This window comes from Streptomyces sp. B15 (assembly GCF_018070605.1).
GTDB classification, from domain to species: Bacteria; Actinomycetota; Actinomycetes; order Streptomycetales; family Streptomycetaceae; genus Streptomyces; species Streptomyces smyrnaeus.
The window spans coordinates 19,326-35,437 of record NZ_JAGPXJ010000006.1 but is presented as its reverse complement, the minus strand read 5'-3'; the positions used below and the strand labels follow the sequence as shown (position 1 = coordinate 35,437).

General features: G+C 70.1%; 17 protein-coding genes and 1 pseudogene. 13 read left to right on the top strand and 5 right to left on the bottom strand.

Features of this window, described 5'->3' with window-relative positions; genetic code table 11:
- Positions 1 to 3 precede the first annotated feature (3 nt).
- On the bottom strand, positions 4 to 210 hold the full coding sequence (locus tag KBY19_RS04835; RefSeq protein WP_019354305.1) for a cold-shock protein: 207 nt from the start codon (positions 208 to 210) through the stop codon (positions 4 to 6).
- Between the two features lie 265 nt (positions 211 to 475).
- Between KBY19_RS04835 and KBY19_RS04830 the strand changes: the two genes are divergently transcribed.
- Positions 476 to 1,909 carry an NAD-dependent malic enzyme gene (locus tag KBY19_RS04830; protein ID WP_099881398.1) on the top strand — a complete coding sequence of 478 codons (1,434 nt, stop codon included), beginning with the start codon at positions 476 to 478 and terminating at the stop codon, positions 1,907 to 1,909.
- A 352-nt stretch (positions 1,910 to 2,261) separates the two neighbouring features.
- The gene (locus KBY19_RS04825) at positions 2,262 to 2,543 is read left to right on the top strand and encodes an HU family DNA-binding protein (RefSeq protein ID WP_099881396.1); all 282 of its coding nucleotides are present in this window, start codon (positions 2,262 to 2,264) and stop codon (positions 2,541 to 2,543) included.
- A 181-nt stretch (positions 2,544 to 2,724) separates the two neighbouring features.
- On the opposite strand, the gene KBY19_RS04820 is transcribed toward KBY19_RS04825, so the two are convergent.
- A complete protein-coding gene (locus KBY19_RS04820) occupies positions 2,725 to 3,384 on the bottom strand; it encodes an HAD family phosphatase (RefSeq protein ID WP_247690602.1) in 660 nt (219 codons plus the stop codon).
- A 114-nt stretch (positions 3,385 to 3,498) separates the two neighbouring features.
- Positions 3,499 to 4,242, bottom strand: a complete 744-nt coding sequence (locus KBY19_RS04815) for a GntR family transcriptional regulator (RefSeq protein WP_185016972.1) — start codon at positions 4,240 to 4,242, stop codon at positions 3,499 to 3,501.
- A gap of 317 nt (positions 4,243 to 4,559) precedes the next feature.
- On the opposite strand from KBY19_RS04815, the gene KBY19_RS04810 reads away from it, so the two are divergent.
- The 5 genes from KBY19_RS04810 to sph are packed head-to-tail and all read left to right on the top strand — an operon-like array spanning position 4,560 to position 9,631.
- A complete protein-coding gene (locus KBY19_RS04810) occupies positions 4,560 to 5,675 on the top strand; it encodes an ABC transporter substrate-binding protein (RefSeq protein WP_185019411.1) in 1,116 nt (371 codons plus the stop codon).
- On the top strand, positions 5,675 to 6,622 hold the full coding sequence (locus KBY19_RS04805; RefSeq protein WP_099881392.1) for an ABC transporter permease subunit: 948 nt from the start codon (positions 5,675 to 5,677) through the stop codon (positions 6,620 to 6,622). Before KBY19_RS04810 ends, KBY19_RS04805 begins: the two co-directional genes overlap by 1 nt.
- Entirely contained in the window at positions 6,619 to 7,521 is a 903-nt protein-coding gene (locus tag KBY19_RS04800; RefSeq protein WP_247690612.1) for an ABC transporter permease, read from the top strand. Before KBY19_RS04805 ends, KBY19_RS04800 begins: the two co-directional genes overlap by 4 nt.
- Entirely contained in the window at positions 7,518 to 8,624 is a 1,107-nt protein-coding gene (locus KBY19_RS04795; RefSeq protein ID WP_210965218.1) for an ABC transporter ATP-binding protein, read from the top strand. Before KBY19_RS04800 ends, KBY19_RS04795 begins: the two co-directional genes overlap by 4 nt.
- The gene (gene sph, locus KBY19_RS04790) at positions 8,621 to 9,631 is read left to right on the top strand and encodes a sphingomyelin phosphodiesterase (protein WP_099881388.1); all 1,011 of its coding nucleotides are present in this window, start codon (positions 8,621 to 8,623) and stop codon (positions 9,629 to 9,631) included. The genes KBY19_RS04795 and sph overlap by 4 nt, the downstream gene beginning before the upstream one ends.
- Before the next feature lie 183 nt (positions 9,632 to 9,814).
- On the opposite strand, the gene murA is transcribed toward sph, so the two are convergent.
- The gene (murA, locus tag KBY19_RS04785; RefSeq protein ID WP_185016970.1) at positions 9,815 to 11,143 is read right to left on the bottom strand and encodes a UDP-N-acetylglucosamine 1-carboxyvinyltransferase; all 1,329 of its coding nucleotides are present in this window, start codon (positions 11,141 to 11,143) and stop codon (positions 9,815 to 9,817) included.
- A gap of 327 nt (positions 11,144 to 11,470) precedes the next feature.
- Here murA and KBY19_RS36225 point away from each other — a divergent pair.
- The 5 genes and pseudogenes from KBY19_RS36225 to KBY19_RS04765 form a co-directional block, all read left to right on the top strand.
- Positions 11,471 to 11,728 (top strand): annotated as a pseudogene (locus KBY19_RS36225) (YqgE/AlgH family protein); the annotation flags it as partial.
- 144 nt (positions 11,729 to 11,872) lie between these two features.
- Positions 11,873 to 12,418, top strand: a complete 546-nt coding sequence (locus tag KBY19_RS37445; protein WP_307843438.1) for a YqgE/AlgH family protein — start codon at positions 11,873 to 11,875, stop codon at positions 12,416 to 12,418.
- A gap of 171 nt (positions 12,419 to 12,589) precedes the next feature.
- Complete coding sequence (locus KBY19_RS04775) at positions 12,590 to 12,886, top strand: DUF3039 domain-containing protein (RefSeq protein WP_099881383.1); 297 nt, start codon at positions 12,590 to 12,592, stop codon at positions 12,884 to 12,886.
- 307 nt (positions 12,887 to 13,193) lie between these two features.
- Entirely contained in the window at positions 13,194 to 13,883 is a 690-nt protein-coding gene (locus tag KBY19_RS04770) for a hypothetical protein (RefSeq protein ID WP_210965217.1), read from the top strand.
- 206 nt (positions 13,884 to 14,089) lie between these two features.
- Entirely contained in the window at positions 14,090 to 14,932 is an 843-nt protein-coding gene (locus tag KBY19_RS04765; protein WP_307843435.1) for a hypothetical protein, read from the top strand.
- Here the strand turns inward: KBY19_RS04765 and KBY19_RS04760 are convergent.
- Complete coding sequence (locus KBY19_RS04760; protein WP_185016967.1) at positions 14,925 to 15,353, bottom strand: thiol-disulfide oxidoreductase DCC family protein; 429 nt, start codon at positions 15,351 to 15,353, stop codon at positions 14,925 to 14,927. The genes KBY19_RS04765 and KBY19_RS04760 overlap by 8 nt on opposite strands.
- Before the next feature lie 29 nt (positions 15,354 to 15,382).
- Between KBY19_RS04760 and KBY19_RS04755 the strand changes: the two genes are divergently transcribed.
- Positions 15,383 to 16,042, top strand: a complete 660-nt coding sequence (locus KBY19_RS04755; RefSeq protein ID WP_210965216.1) for a MarR family winged helix-turn-helix transcriptional regulator — start codon at positions 15,383 to 15,385, stop codon at positions 16,040 to 16,042.
- Positions 16,043 to 16,112 lie beyond the last annotated feature (70 nt).

Below are 16,112 nucleotides of genomic sequence, written 5' to 3'. Positions count from 1 at the left end.
GGGTCAGCCGACCACGCGGACGCCGTCGGCCTGCGGGCCCTTGCGGCCCTGGGTGATCTCGAATTCGACGCGCTGTGCGTCTTCCAGGCTGCGGTATCCCTCACTGTCGATCGAGCTGTAGTGCACGAAGACGTCCGGCCCGCCGCCTTCCTGTGCGATGAAGCCGTAGCCCTTCTCGGCGTTGAACCACTTGACCGTGCCCTGAGCCATGTTGCGGGTCTCCTGTGATGCAGAGGCAGTGTGCGGGGCGATCTTAAGTCGCTTTCGTGCTGTTTCAGGGGAATTGAGGCCGTTTTCTTATGGGGTGACAATCTCTCGGATAGTGGAATACGCTTTCCGAAAGTGCGGGCGCGTTACCACGTACCGGGGGGTAGGTGGGACGATCGGTTGACGTGGCGCGTTGTGGGCCGCAAGAACTGCGGCCACGCGCGCGCACGTGCACAACGTGACAAGGGAAAGCAGAGGGAAGTCGGCAATGGCGCCAAGCGTCTCCTACTCGATGACGGTCCGCCTGGAGGTCCCCGCTGGCGGGACGGCGGTCAGTCAGCTCACCACGGTCGTGGAGTCGTCTGGCGGCTCGGTGACGGGCCTCGACGTGACGGCGTCGGGCCACGAGAGACTGCGGATCGACGTGACGATCGCGGCCAGCTCCACGGCGCACGCCGACGAGATCGTGGCCCAGCTGCGCACCGTCGAAGGCGTCACCATCGGCAAGGTCTCGGACCGGACCTTCCTGATGCACCTCGGCGGCAAGATCGAGATGTCCGCCAAACACCCCATTCGCAATCGCGACGACCTGTCGATGATCTACACCCCCGGCGTGGCCCGCGTGTGCACGCAGATCGCCGAACACCCCGAGGACGCGCGCCGTCTGACGATCAAGCGGAACAGCGTCGCCGTCGTCACCGACGGCTCCGCCGTGCTGGGCCTGGGCAACATCGGCCCGCAGGCGGCGCTGCCCGTCATGGAGGGCAAGGCGGCCCTCTTCAAGCGCTTCGCCGGGATCGACGCCTGGCCGATCTGCCTGGACACCCAGGACACCGACACCATCGTGGAGGTCGTCAAGGCGCTGGCGCCCGGCTTCGCCGGTATCAATCTGGAGGACATCTCCGCGCCCCGCTGCTTCGAGATCGAGGCGCGGCTGCGGGAGGCCGTCGACATCCCCGTCTTCCACGACGACCAGCACGGAACCGCCATCGTCGTGCTCGCCGCGCTCTACAACGCGCTGCGCGTCGTGGACAAGCGCATCGAGGACGTGCGCGTCGTGATGTCGGGGGCCGGCGCCGCCGGTACGGCCATCCTGAAGCTGCTGCTGGAGGCCGGCGTCAAGCACGCCGTCGTCGCCGACATCCACGGTGTCGTCCACGCGGGCCGCAAGGACCTCGCGGACGCCGAGGAGGGCTCGCCGATGCGCTGGGTCGCCGACAACACCAACCCCGAGGGCCACACCGGCACCCTCAAGGAGGTCGTGGTCGGAGCCGATGTCTTCATCGGCGTCTCCGCGCCCAACGTCCTGGACGGCAGCGACATCGCCAAGATGGCGGAGGGCGCCATCGTGTTCGCGCTCGCCAACCCGGACCCCGAGGTCGATCCGGCCGCGGCCCGCGAGTCGGCGTCGGTGGTGGCCACCGGGCGCTCCGACTTCCCGAACCAGATCAACAACGTGCTCGTCTTCCCCGGCGTCTTCCGCGGCCTCCTGGACGCGCAGTCACGCACCGTGGACGACGCGATGATGCTGGCCGCCGCGCGGGCGCTCGCCGATGTGGTCGGCGAGGACGAGCTCAACCCGAACTACATCATCCCCAGCGTCTTCAACGAGAAGGTCTCCGGCGCCGTCGCCGGAGCCGTCCGCAACGCCGCCCTCGCCGAGGGCGAGGGCAAGGCCGCCAAGGAGCCCGCCCAGGCGTGAGCTGCCCCGGCGCCGGGGGCGTCGGCAGGGCGCTGTCGGCGAGTCGGGTGGGGGTTCACTCGGGCGGGCCCTCTAGTGTTGCGGGCAGCACCGCGCGAGGACGCCGGATGACGCCGGATTGGCTTTACCGCCGCAGGTAGGGGCAGGATGCATCCCCAAGGACTTGGTCCGAGGGGGAGACCCCGATCCGGACCTTGTCCAGGGGATATCCCCACGGGGCGCGCGGGCCCGAAGGCGGACCCGGGTCCGGGGACTGTCGGAGGGCCCTGGCAGCATCGGCTTCGCTGTGTCTGATATGCGGCTCTGCCGCGTGGCACGCCTCATCGGCAAGAAGAACACGGGAGTACGAATTATGAACCGCAGTGAGCTGGTGGCCGCTCTGTCCGAGCGTGCCGAGGTGACCCGTAAGGACGCCGACGCGATCCTGTCGGCGTTCGCCGAGACCGTCGGCGAGGTCGTCGCCAAGGGCGACGAGAAGGTCACCATCCCCGGCTTCCTCACCTTCGAGCGCACCCACCGGGCGGCGCGCAGCGCGCGCAACCCGCAGACCGGCGACCCGATCCAGATCCCGGCCGGGTACAGCGTCAAGGTTTCGGCGGGCTCCAAGCTCAAGGAAGCGGCGAAGGGCAAGTAAGCCCAGGAGACCTGAAGCCCAGGCCACCTGCAGCCCAGGACATCCGAAGCTCAGGAACCTGAAGCTCTGAAGCAAAGGGCGGCCCCCAAGGGGGGCCGCCCTTTTCGCGCGTACGCGGAGGTCGAAGCCGGGCGCTGCCGGGGGTCGCCGGAGCCGGGAGCTGCCGGCGCGGTCGCCGAAGCTAGGCGCTGTCGGCGCCGAGGGCGCCGAAGGAGAGCGGCAGCGCCTTCAGGTCGACCTCCCGCAGCGAGGCCAGCAGGAGGGTGCCAGGGGCCTCCTCGATGCCGTCCACGGTGGGCACGGCGATCACCCGGCAGCCCGCGGCGCGTGCCGAGGCGGCGCCGGTGGGGGTGTCCTCCAGGGCCAGGCACGCCGCCGCGGGGACGCCCAGCCGGTCGGCGGCGGCCAGATACGGGTCCGGATGCGGCTTGCCCCGCGGCGTTTCACCGTGGGCGACCGAGCAGGTGAAGCGGTGCGGCCCCAGAGTGGCCAGCACCAGATCGGCGATCGGCCGCTCGGACGCCGTGACAAGAGCCACAGGAACGCCCAGCAGCCGGGCGTCGTCGAGCAGCGCCAGCGCTCCGGGCTGCACCGTCACCCCGGCTCGCACCCGTGCCGTGAAGGACGCGTCCAGTCGCGCCTGGGCGTTCCCGGCGGCCAGCCCGGTGCGGCGCGCGACCAGCTGGGCCGCGCCGTCCAGCGGCAGCCCCGCGAAGGGTGCGAGGGCGGCCTCGTCGGCGGGTGCTCCGTGCTCGGCCAGCAGGTCGGCGAGGGAGGCGAGCCAGTCACGCTCGGTGTCGACGAGGGTGCCGTCCATGTCGCAGAGCAGGGCCGCGGGCATCGAGGGGGCGCCTTGCGGCCGGGTGCCGGTCGAGGCGGCGGGGCGGGGCGGGGGAGTGGGCAATGCGGGCTCGCACTTTCGTCGGTGGGTGGATGCTGCCGGGACGGTGGCTGTTCACGCGCGGGTGCGTGCCAGCGGGTTGGTCTGGGTGGAGTTGCGGACGGTGAAGACGACGGAGCCGGGGCGGTAGCGGTCGTCCGAGGTCTCCACCGGGCGGCCGTCGGCCGTGGTGGTCGTCCGGCGCACGCGCAGCAGCGGGCTGCCCCGGCGCACCCCCAGGTGCTCGGCGTCGGCGGTGCCCGCCGCCACCGCGTCGATGTGGTGCTCGCCGTGTGCGAAGACCAGCCCGGTGTCGTCGTAGAGCCGCTGGGTGACCGACTCGCAGTCGGCCGGCAGCGCCTCGACGGCGGTGCCGATCCACTCCGCGTAGACGGTGCGCTCCAGCAGCACGGGCTCCTCGTCCAGCGTGCGTACCCGCAGCACCCGCAGCACCGGCGAACCGTGCCGCACCTGCAGCAGTCCGGCCTCCTCGGCGCGGGCGGTCTCCCAGTCGGCGGCGACCACCAGTCCGCCCGCCGTCCGGCCGCCCGCGCGGGCCCACTGGGCGAAGCTGCGCAGCTCGGTGAAGCTCTGGCTGGGGGTCGTGGACAGGACGACGCGGCGGGCGCCCTGGCGGGAGCCGATCAGACCCTCGGCGAGCAGCGCGGCGACGGCCTGCCGCACGGTGCCCCGGGAGGCGCCGTGCGCGGTGGCGAGTTCGGCCTCGGAGGGGAGGGTGGCCCCGACCGGATAACGCCCGTCGGCGATGGCGCGGCGCAGCTCGTCGGCGATCCGCTCGTGGCGGGCGGGCTCGGGCATGGGGCGGCTCCTCGAAGTGCTGCGCTTACGGCTGCGCGGGCTCGCCCGATCATGCCATCTGTGCGCAGTGGTGTGCACATTCGATGGGTGGGACAGATGCGTATAACCGCTGTTCGCAGGCCTAAACCTGTTGGCAAATAACGCTTTGAGCTGGGGATTTGATGGAGGTATGGGCTTTGCGCCGAGGGGTGGGTGCTGTTAGCTTGCCCTGGCTCAATGAATCGAGCTTGTCCATACAGGTGACGGGCGCGAACCCCAGGAGTAGACACGTGAAGGCAGACCATCACAGCCGTAGGAGCCGCCGCCGGAGCCGCCTGTTGGCCGCCGCGGCAGCGGCCGTCACCCTCTCCGCCGTCGCCACCGGTTGCGGTTCCGCACCGGCGCAGGGCTCCGACAGCAAGGCCGCCAAGGCGCGCTCGGCCGCGGACCTGGGCGGTATGGACAAGCTGGTGGAGGCGGCGAAGAAGGAGGGCGAGCTGAACGTCTACGCACTCGCCCCCACCTGGGCCAACTACGGCCAGATGATCAAGGCCTTCGAGAAGAAGTACGGCATCGAGGTCCACAACGAGGACCCCGGCGGCAGCAGCCAGGGCGCGCTGAACGCCGCGGCCAAGCGCAAGGGCCAGGACCGCGCCGTCGACGCCCTCGACCTGGGCACCGCCTTCATGCAGCAGGCCAAGGCCAAGAAGCTGCTGGCGCCCTACAAGGTCAAGGGCTGGGAGGCGATACCGAAGTCGCAGAAGCAGCCCGACGGCTCCTTCATGAACAACTACGGCGGCTACATCTCCATCGGCTGCGACGCCAAGGCCGTCAAGGAGTGCCCGAAGAGCTTCAAGGACCTGCTGAAGCCGCAGTACAGGAACAAGGTCGCCCTCAACGGCAACCCCAACGAGTCCTCCTCGGCCTTCTCCTCCGTCATCGCCGCCTCGCTCGCCAACGGCGGCGGCTTCGACGACGTCCAGCCCGGCCTCGACTTCTTCAAGAAGCTGAAGAAGGCCGGCAACTACGTGCCCGTCGAGTCCACCAAGGCCACCATCCAGAAGGGCGAGACGCCCATCTCCATCGACTGGGACTACCTCAACCTCGGCTACGGCGAGGAGCTCAAGTCCAAGGGCGTCGACTGGCAGGTCAACGTCCCCGAGGACGGCCAGTACTCGCAGTACTACAACCAGGGCGTCAACAAGTACGCCCCGCACCCGGCCGCGGCACGGCTGTGGCTGGAGTTCCTCTACAGCCCCGAGGGCCAGAACATCTGGCTCAAGGGCTACTCGCGGCCCGCGCTGCTGGAGAAGATGACCAAGGACGGCACCGTCGACAAGAAGGCCGCCGCCAAGCTCCCCGAGGTCGACGGCGCGCCGAAGTTCCCCACCCCCGCACAGGAGGCCAAGGCGCAGAAGGCCATCAGCCAGGGCTGGGGCGCGGCGGTCAGCTGATGGCTGCGACGACCCCCGCCCCGGCTCGAAGCGGCGCCGCCGACGCGGAGCGGCCGCCGGCACCCTCGCCCACGAACCCGGCGAAGCGCCACGCGCGCGGCGGCGGTGCGCGCCGGTGGCGCTGGCCCGCCGTCGTACCGTTCTTCGCCTTCATGGCCGTCTGCTTCGGGCTGCCCGCCTGCACCCTGGCCTACAACGCGTTCACCGTCGTCGACCCGTCCACCGGCGCCAGCCACTACAGCCTGGACAACATGCGGCACTCGCTGTCCGGCGCCTACGCCACCGGGCTGGCGGGCAGTGTGAAACTCTCGCTGCTCAGCGCGGTGCTGGCCACCGTCCTGGGCACCGTCATCGGCCAGGCGCTGCTGGGCGCGGGCAACAGCGCCCTGCGCAAGGCCGTCATCTCGGCCTCCGGTGTCTTCGCCAACTTCAGCGGCGCCCCGCTGGCCTTCGCCTTCATCGCCACCCTCGGCACCACCGGCACCGTCACCCGGCTGCTGCACCTCAAGAGCACCGGGTTCAGCCTCTACACCTTCACCGGACTGGTGCTGGCCTACCTCTACTTCATGGTGCCGCTGATGGTCGTCACCATCCTGCCCGCGCTGGACGGTGTGCGTACGCAGTGGCGGGAGGCCGCCGCGTCCTGTGGGGCGACCAAGGCACAGTTCTGGCGGCACGTGGGGCTGCCGGTGCTGATGCCCTCGCTGCTGGGCGGCGCCGTGCTGATGTTCGGCACCGCCTTCGCCTCGCATGCCACCGCCGCCGTGATGACCGGCAGTTCGGTACCGCTGATCACCATCCAGATCGCCAACGCCCTGTCCGGCAACGTACTGGTCGGCCAGGAGAACCTGGCGCTCGCCATGAGCCTCAACATGGTGGTGATCGCGCTGCTCGTGATGGCCGTACAGATCCCGCTGCAACGACGGAGCAACCGATGGCTGGGATGACCGCCACTCCCCGCACCCGCACCGCGACTCCCCGCCCGTACGGTCGCCCGCTGCGCAGCCGCCCGTACGGCAGCGTCCTCGTCCTGCTGCTGGCCGCGCTCTACTTCCTCGTCCCCGTCGCCGCCTCGCTGTGGTTCACCGTCGACGACCCCGGCAAGGGGCTCACCTTCGGCGCGTACGCCAAGGGCCTGCGCGACGGCGGCATGGCCACCAGCCTCGGCCTGTCGGTACGGCTCGGCCTGGCGACCGTGGCACTCGGCCTGCTGCTGATGGTGCCCACCATGGTCGTCGTCACCCTGCGGCTGCCCAAGCTGCGCCGGGTGGTCGAAGTGCTGTGCATGGTGCCGCTCATCATGCCGCCGATCGCGCTCGTGGCCGGGGTCAGCACCGTGCTCTCCTGGGAGGACGACCTGCGGACCACCCCGCTGTGGGGCACCTTCCAGGCGCTGCACGACAAGAACTTCCCGCTCGTCCTCGTCCTCGTCTACACCGTCATGTCGCTGCCGTTCCTCTACCGTTCGCTGGACGGGGGGCTGCGCGCCGTCGACCTGAAGACGCTGGTGGAAGCCTCACGCAGCCTCGGCGCCTCGCGGCCGACCACACTGTGCCGCGTCGTGGTGCCCAACCTGCGGCCCGCCATCGTCAGCGGCGCGGTGCTCAGTCTGGCCATGGTGCTGGGCGAGTTCACCGTGGCGAACGTGCTCGGGTTCGAACCGTTCTCCGTGTGGATGGTGCACGTCGGCGAGTACGAGGCCCAGCTGTCCGTCGCCGCCGCCATGCTCAGCCTGCTCATCACCTGGGGCCTGCTGCTCCTGCTCACCAACCTCGCCGGCGGGCGCAACCGCAACCGCGGCCGCGACCGGAACCGGACCGGCAACCGGAGGAGAACGACCGTATGACCACCACCGCCACCACCGTGCAGCAGGCGACACCGGCCCCGCCCGGCGCGGGCGGCGTCGGCCTGCGGCTGCGCGGGCTGCGGCGCGCCTTCGGCGCCACGACCGCGCTCGACGGACTCGACCTGGACATCGCCCCCGGCGAACTCGTCGCCCTGCTCGGCCCGTCCGGCTGCGGCAAGACCACGGCCCTGCGCATCATCGCCGGATTCGAGACCGCGGACACGGGCGAACTGCTCATCGGCGACGAGGACGTGACCGCCGTACCCGCCAACCGGCGCGACATCGGCATGGTCTTCCAGTCCTACAGCCTCTTCCCCACCATGACGGCCGCCGAGAACGTCGCCTACGGGCTGCGCGTACGCAAGGTCTCCAAGGCCGAGCGCGCCGCACGCGCCGAGGAGTTGCTGGAGCTGGTGGGGCTGCCGGGGCGCGGCAAGCACTACCCGCACCAGCTCTCCGGCGGTCAGCAGCAACGTGTCGCCCTCGCCCGCGCGCTCGCCATCCGGCCCCGGATGCTGCTGCTGGACGAGCCGCTGTCCGCGCTCGACGCCAAGGTGCGGCTCCAGCTGCGCGAGGAGATCCGCCGCCTCCAGCTGGAGCTGGGCATCACCACCGTCTTCGTCACCCACGACCAGGAAGAGGCACTGTCTATGGCCGACCGCGTCGCCGTGATGAAGGACGGCCGGCTGGAGCAGTGCGCCGCGCCGAACGAGCTGTACGAACGGCCGACGACGCCCTTCGTCGCCGAGTTCGTCGGCACGATGAACCGCCTCCCCGGCGTCGTACGCGACGGCGGCACCGTCGAAGTGCTGGGACGCCGGCTGCCGGTGCACGGGGAGTGTCCCGGCGCCGGGCGAACGGTGGAGGTACTCCTGCGCCCCGAGGGACTGAAAGTGCGCGCCGGTACCGACACGGACGGCGAGGCGGCGACCGTCCGGGTCGCCACCTTCCTCGGCGGCACCACCCGCCTCCTGCTGACCACCGACTCGGGCGCCGAGGCCAAGGCCGACCTGCCCAGCTGGGAAGCCGAGACCCTCACACCGGGCGCACGCTGCACCCTCACCCCGCACGAGAAGCCCGTGCTGGTGGAGGAGGCCGCGTGACCACCGACCGACGCACCGTACTCGGCGCCGCCGCCGCGGCAACCGCCCTGGCCGCCACCGCCGCTCTGCTCGGGGCCGCCCCGGCGGGAGCCGCGACAGCAGCGGCTCAGCAGCAGCCCGGGGACACCCCCCGGCTGCAGGTGCTCACCTACAACACCTTCCTGTTCAGCAAGACCCTCTACCCCAACTGGGGTCAGGACCATCGCGCGCGGACCATCCCCGAGGCGGACTTCTTCCAGGGCAAGGACGTGGTCGTCCTCCAAGAAGCGTTCGACAACTCCTCGTCCGACGCGCTGAAGCAGCACGCCGCCGACAGCTACCCGTACCAGACACCGGTGGTGGGCCGCAGCAAGAGCGGCTGGGACGCCACGGAGGGCGCGTACTCGGGCACCACCCCCGAGGACGGCGGAGTCACCCTGCTCAGCAAGTGGCCCATCGTGCACCGGGAGCAGTACGTGTACGCGGACGCGTGCGGTTCCGACAAGTTCTCCAACAAGGGCTTCGTCTACGCGGTGCTGGACGTGAACGGCACCCGGGTGCACGTCGTGGGAACCCACACCCAGGCCACCGACTCCGCGTGCGCCGAAGGCGAGAACGGCGGTGGCAGAGCCACCCGCGCGAAGCAGTTCAAGGCGATCGACGCCTTCCTGGACGCCAAGCACATCCCGGCCGACGAACAGGTCATGGTGGCCGGGGACCTGAACGTCGACCGGTACGGCGACGAGTACGCCTCGATGCTGTCCGACGCCGGAGTCGTACCCGCCGACGCACGCACGGGCCACCCCCACTCCTTCGACACGCGGGAGAACTCCATCGCCGCCGACCGCTACCCGCAAGCCCCGAGCGAGGACCTCGACCACGTCCTGCACCGCAGCGGACACGTACGCCCCGACAGCTGGACGAACCACGTGGTCAAGGAGCAGACCGAGCCCTGGACGGTCTCCAGCTGGGGCAAGGAGTACACCTACGACAACCTGTCGGACCACTACCCGGTGACGGCGGGCTGACGGCCCCGCCCACCGGGACCCGGCCCGGCATGCCGAAGCCCCCGGCACCCACACCGGTGACGACCGGTGCGCCGGGGGCTTTGTGCGTGCGGAACAGCCGCCGAACCGGCCGGCGGGCGGGCCGGAACAGCCGCTGAACCGGCCGGCCGGGAACAGCCGAAACCGCCGAACAGTCGAAATCGCCTAGGGGCGTTCGACCTTGGCGCCCAGCTCGACCAGCTTCTGCTGAAAGTTCTCGTAGCCCCGGTTGATCAGGTCGATGCCGTGCACCCTCGAGGTGCCCTGCGCGGCCAGCGCGGCGATCAGATACGAGAAGCCGCCGCGCAGGTCCGGAATGACAAGGTCGCTGCCCTGGAGCTTCGTCGGCCCGGAAACCACCGCCGAGTGCAGGAAGTTGCGCTGGCCGAAGCGGCACGGCATCCCGCCCAGGCACTCGCGGTACAGCTGGATGTGCGCGCCCATCTGGTTGAGCGCCGAGGTGAAGCCCAGGCGCGACTCGTACACCGTCTCGTGCACGATCGACAGCCCCGACGCCTGGGTCAGCGCCACCACCAGCGGCTGCTGCCAGTCCGTCTGGAAGCCGGGGTGGACGTCCGTCTCCAGCGCGATGGCGTTCAGCGGGCCGCCCGGGTGCCAGAAGCGGATGCCCTCGTCACCGATCTCGAAGGCGCCGCCCACCTTCCGGAAGGTGTTGAGGAAGGCGATCATCGACTTCTGCTCGGCACCGCGCACGAACACGCTGCCCTCGGTCGCCAGTGCCGCGCTCGCCCAGGAGGCCGCCTCCAGCCGGTCGGACAGCGCGCGGTGCGTGTAGCCCCCCAGCTTGTCGACGCCCGTGATCCGGATGGTCCGGTCCGTGTCCATCGAGATGATCGCGCCCATCTTCTGCAGCACGCAGATCAGGTCCTCGATCTCCGGCTCGACCGCCGCGTTCGACAGCTCGGTGACACCGTCCGCCAGCACCGCCGTCAGCAGCACCTGTTCCGTGGAGCCGACCGACGGGTACGGCAGCCGGATCTTGGTGCCCCGCAGCCGCTGCGGGGCCTCCAGGTACTGCCCGTCGGCGCGCTTCTCGATCGTCGCGCCGAACTTGCGCAGCACGTCGAAGTGGAAGTCCACCGGACGACCGCCGATGTCGCAGCCGCCCAGACCCGGGATGAAGGCGTGCCCCAGCCGGTGCAGCAGCGGACCGCAGAACAGGATCGGGATGCGGGAGGAGCCCGCGTGCGCGTCGATGTCCGCGACGTTGGCGCTCTCCACGTGGGAGGGGTCGAGCACCAGCTCGCCGGACTCGTCCCCGGTGCGGACCGTCACACCGTGCAGCTGGAGCAGCCCACGGACGACCCGGACATCCCGGATGTCAGGCACGTTGCGCAGTCGGCTCGGCTCACTGCCCAGCAGCGCGGCGACCATGGCCTTGGGAACGAGGTTCTTCGCACCCCGGACACGGAGCTCGCCCTCGAGCGGGGCGCCACCGTGGACGAGGAGTACGTCGGCTGGGCTGTCGGTCATGGATCTCCGCGATTCCGCGAGACGGGATGGGACAACAGGCAAGCGTAATGGCCTCGTCCGGTGCGGACCCAAGTCCGAGGGGGGCAGGGGACTGTCACAGGTCAGCAATAACACGTAGGGTGATTTGCCCGTTACCTGACGTACTGCGAAACCGGTGGCTGTCGTGCCGCGCAACGGTGTGCGGCGTCAGGGTGGGGGTGCGGACGAGGTACGGGCGGGGTGCGATGGGGCGCGGATGAGGCAGGGCTGAGGCGTGGGACGGTCCGGTGGGGGCCCCGATCCGGCCATTGGGTCCCGCAAACGGCGCAGGTGCGGGATCATTGCCGTATGACCGAGGTGTCCTCGCTCACCGGACGACTGCTCGTCGCCACACCGGTGCTGGCCGATCCGAACTTCGACCGCGCGGTGGTGCTCCTCCTCGACCATGACGAGGAGGGCTCACTGGGCGTGGTCCTCAACCGTCCCACCCCGGTGGACGTCAGCGACATCCTGGAGCCGTGGGCCGCGCTCACCGGCGAGCCCGGCGTCGTCTTCCAGGGCGGCCCCGTCTCGCTGGACGCCGCACTGGGCGTCGCCGTGGTCCCCTCCGGCAGAGGCGACCGCACCGACGGCGGCCCCGGCCGCGCGGTCGACGGCGGTACGGGCGCCGCATCGGACGAGAAGAGAGCCCCGACGGCGGACAGCGCGCCGCCCCCGGGCAAGCAGGCCGAAGAGCCCGGCGGACGGCCGGTGGACCGGCCGGACGCCCCGCGTGGCCCGGCAGAGAACGCCACCGGGCGCGGTGGCCCCGCCACCGGGCGCGGCAGCGCCACCGGTCGGCCGGAGACCGCAGGTGAGAGCGCTTCCGGTGGCGATACGGAGGGCGCCGACACCGCCGAGGCGGACCCCGGAGCCGCCGCCGGAATCGGCCCCGAGGCCGACGCCGGCCCCGGTCCCGGCCTCGACGCCGGCACCGACACCGACACCGTCCTGGACACGGACGGCCCCCTCGGCTGGCGGCGGGTGCACGGCGCCATCGGCCTCGTCGACCTGGAGGCCCCGCCCGAACTGCTCGCCGCCGAGCTCGGCTCGCTGCGGATCTTCGCCGGATACGCGGGCTGGGGCCCGGGACAGCTGGAGAAGGAGCTCTCGGAGGGCGCGTGGTACGTGGTCGAGTCGGAGCCCGGCGATGTCTCGTCCCCGGCCCCCGAGCGGCTGTGGCGCTCCGTACTGCGCAGGCAGCGCAGCGAGTTGGCGCTGGTGGCGACGTACCCGGACGACCCGTCGCTGAACTGAGGCCCGTACCGACCGGGGCCGGCCGGAGGGCCGTCCCCCGAGGTCGCGGAGACGTCACCGGGGGAGCCAGGAAGCGGAGCCGAACACGGGTCCGCGCAAGGCTCCCGACGGGTGACGCGGGCCACGGCCCGTGCCTGACGTGTTCCGGTCGCATGAGTACCCTTGGACTGCATGAGCACTCTTGAGCCCGAGCGCGGGGCGGGCACCGGCACACTCGTCGAACCGACCCCGCAGACGTCGCACGGTGATGGCGATCACGAGCGGTTCGCCCACTATGTCCAGAAGGACAAGATCATGGCGAGCGCGATGGACGGGACGCCCGTCGTCGCGCTCTGCGGGAAGGTCTGGGTCCCGGGTCGCGACCCGAAGAAGTACCCGGTCTGCCCGATGTGCAAGGAGATCTACGAGACGATGGGTCCCGGCGGGGACAAGAACGGCAAGGACGGCAAGGGCGGCGACAAGAAGTAGCCCGCCCACGCGTTCTCGCTCCGCGCCCCCCGCGCACACGCGTCACGCGCGTACCGCGAACCGCCGCTTCGCCCGTACTCCGTACGGGCGAAGCGGCGGTTTTGTCTTCGGCCGTCCGCCAGGGGCGGCAGCGACGCTGCCGCCCCGCCCCTCCCCTTGTTCCGGCTTGTTCCGGCGGGGGCCTCGGAAGCCCATTCTTCGGACGGCTCTCTTCCACTTTTCCGCTCCTGAAGTCGCTGGGTGGGGAGTTGGCGCCGCTGCTACCGTCAGGTGCACGACAGTCACCTGATGCAACAGGGAGCCAGCTGTGCACCTCACCCGCCCCGCCGTCTCGTTGGCCGCCGCCACCGCTGCCGCCGCGCTGCTTCTCGCCGGGTGCGGCGGGGGCGAAGACGGCGACTCGCAGAGCGACAAGATCGAGGGCGCGGATTCTTCGAAGGACAAGTCCCCGAGCCCGAAGAAGAATGAGGGCGCCCAGCAGAAGGAGCCCGACTTCCGCACCAGCGACATCGAACTGCCCGATGACGTGAAGCTCGTCTTCGACTGGGACCAGCCCTCCGACCCCGACAAGGCCGCCGCCTTGGATGGAGCCGCGGACTATATGAGGGCGATGGATCACGGCACGGTGAAGCAGGATCCCAAAGACCCGGTGCTGGCACAGCACGTGGTGCCATTGCAGACAGCAGAAGAAGCCGCGAGCAAGAAAATCAAAGCTGACGTGAAGAACGGCTACACGGTCACGGGGACCGAGCGCTTCTCACACGAACAGATCGGCGATGTCGTGGACGGGCGGCTCGTTGAGGTCTCCTTCTGCCTGAATCAAAAGGATTCCTTCAGTAAGGAGATCAAGACTGGAAAGGTGCTGCGCACCGAGGAGAGTGAGGAGAGTTACCTGCGTCTTTCGTTGGTGATGCAGAAGCCTGACAAGGCTGGGCAGGTGTGGAAGGCGCGAACTTTCCGATTCGTGGGGGAAGGTAAGAAGAAATGTACGGGCTGACTCTGAGGCGAGTACTCGTTGCTGGCTTCTGCCTGACTGCTGCCGTCGTCCCTGCTGCTGCCGCCAGTGCGGATGACAAGAGCCGAGGGTCCACCTTTGGTGGCTTCAAGGATGGAAAGGCCGAAACCGGAGCCGGCGGCAGTAGAGAGGTGACGTACTCCGGAAACGGTTCTGGCGGGAACAAGGGTGGGGGTGGCAATCTGTCCGTGCCGGTGGGGGACTGGTCGCCGCCGCCGTGTTGGTACGCGCCCACGTATACGCCGAAGGAGCTCAAGGAGAAGGTTGACGCGTCGCCGTACTCGTTGACCGGGCGAGCTCCCAACAACGGTCGTCTCAAGCAGGAGACGGACCAGGACATCCGGCACATGTACTCGGAGGGCGAGTACAAGGACTTCAACCTGAAGAAGCAGGGTGAGGGGAAGTTCTGGGCGGCGGTGCCGAATCCGAATGAGAAGGACGCGGCGAAGCGGGAGTCGTGTACGAGGTTGCCGTTCTGGGTGAAGAACGGTGAGCGGCCGGATGACGTGGAGAATGCGATCAGCCCGGAGATCCTCTCGAAGTTGGCGTATGCGCAGATCACGGTGCCCGAGACGCGTGTGGAGTTGAATCCGAAGGACAAGCAGACGGTCAATCTGCCCACCTGGGTGTGGCTGGACAAGGGGCGGTACAGGCCGCTGTCGGTGAAGGCGTCCGTGGATCTCGGCGGGGGTGAGGAGATCTGGGCGCGGACGACGGTGACGCCCGATTCCCTCAAGCTGGACCCGGGGACGGAGAACGCGACGGTGCACCCGGAGTCCGGTGAGTGCGCGATCAAGGGTGACGGCAGCATTGGTTCCCCTTACAAGAAGGGGAGCGGGAAGAAGGCGCCGCCGTGCGGGGTGACGTATCTGCGGGCGACCCAGGGCGGCGGGACGTACACCTTGAGCTCCACGCTGACGTGGAAGGCGTCGTGGGAAGGCAGTGACGGCGCCGGCGAGAACGAGCTGCCCACCGGCGAGTTCGGCGGCCAGCAGGACGTAACGGTCCAGGAGATCCAGTCCATCAACTAACCGGGCCCTCACCAGGGTCGCCGGATCGGGTGACGGCGCACGCCGCCGTACCGCCCGGCAGGCGGTGGCGGTTGGCGGCGACGAGGCGATAGCCCATGTGGGCGGCCCAGCGAAAGGGCGGCAGGGTCAGTACGGCGCCGGCCACCGGCCAGGCGCCGCCCGCGCTGAGCAGGGCTTTCGCGAGGGCCTGGGCGCCGCCGTACACCGTTCCGGTCGGCGTCACCCACAGCACCTCGTGTTCGGCGCGCTCGCGCGTGATGCCCAGCGCGGCGAGTTCGGTGCGGTCGAGGAACTGCCAGGGCTCGCTCACGCACCGGGGCCGCACGTGCCGTTCGCCGAAGCGCACCGCGGTGGTGCAGAAGCCGCAGTCACCGTCGTAGACGAGTACCGGTAGAGGTCGGTTCGTCACCGGAGGCGTCATGGGGAAAGGGTCCCACGCCGTCTCAGTCGGTGCGGTCGGCCCAGATCGAGCTGCTGCGCAGCCTGGCCGAGGACGGACCCTGCACGCCGCGCGAGGTCGCCGGACGACTGCGGATCGCGCCCTCCACGGTCAGCAACCTGGTCCGCGCGATGACGGCGTCCGGGCTGGTGGAGCGGACGCCGTCCGCCACCGATCCGCGGACGGTGCGGCTGGCCGCCTCCCCCAAGGCGCTGGACCTGCTCGGCCGCTATGACCGGGTGAGCACCTGTGCCCTCCGCCGCGCCCTGGAGGAGCTCGGTCCGGAGCGCCGCGAGGTGCTGGAGCGCGCGCTTCCCGTGTCCGCGGAGCTGCTGACGGTGCTGGAGACGCAGCCGCAGTCCGGGGCGGCTTCCGCGGGGTCGCCCGGGGAGCCGGCGCGGGGCAGGGGGGCAGGAGTCGGTGCGGGAGGCCGGGCAGGAATCCGGGCAGGAATCCGGGCAGGAGTCCGGCGCGGTGTAAGGCGCCGTTCGCGCGGTGTTTCCCGTCCGCGCAACGTTTCCCTGTTCGCGGCCCGAAGTACGCAACGATCTTCCGGCAATGCGCAACAGGCATGCATTCCTGCCGTGAGCTGCGGACTCGTAGGCTCATGCCCCGTGCCAGGAGTGGCGGTGACCGCCAGTTCGGCGGCCCCCTCACCGGTGCACGGGTAGATCCCCGCACGGGCTGACGCGTCATGCCTTTTGTCATGTACGCGGATTGTGGTCGCCGTCGCATTCTCCG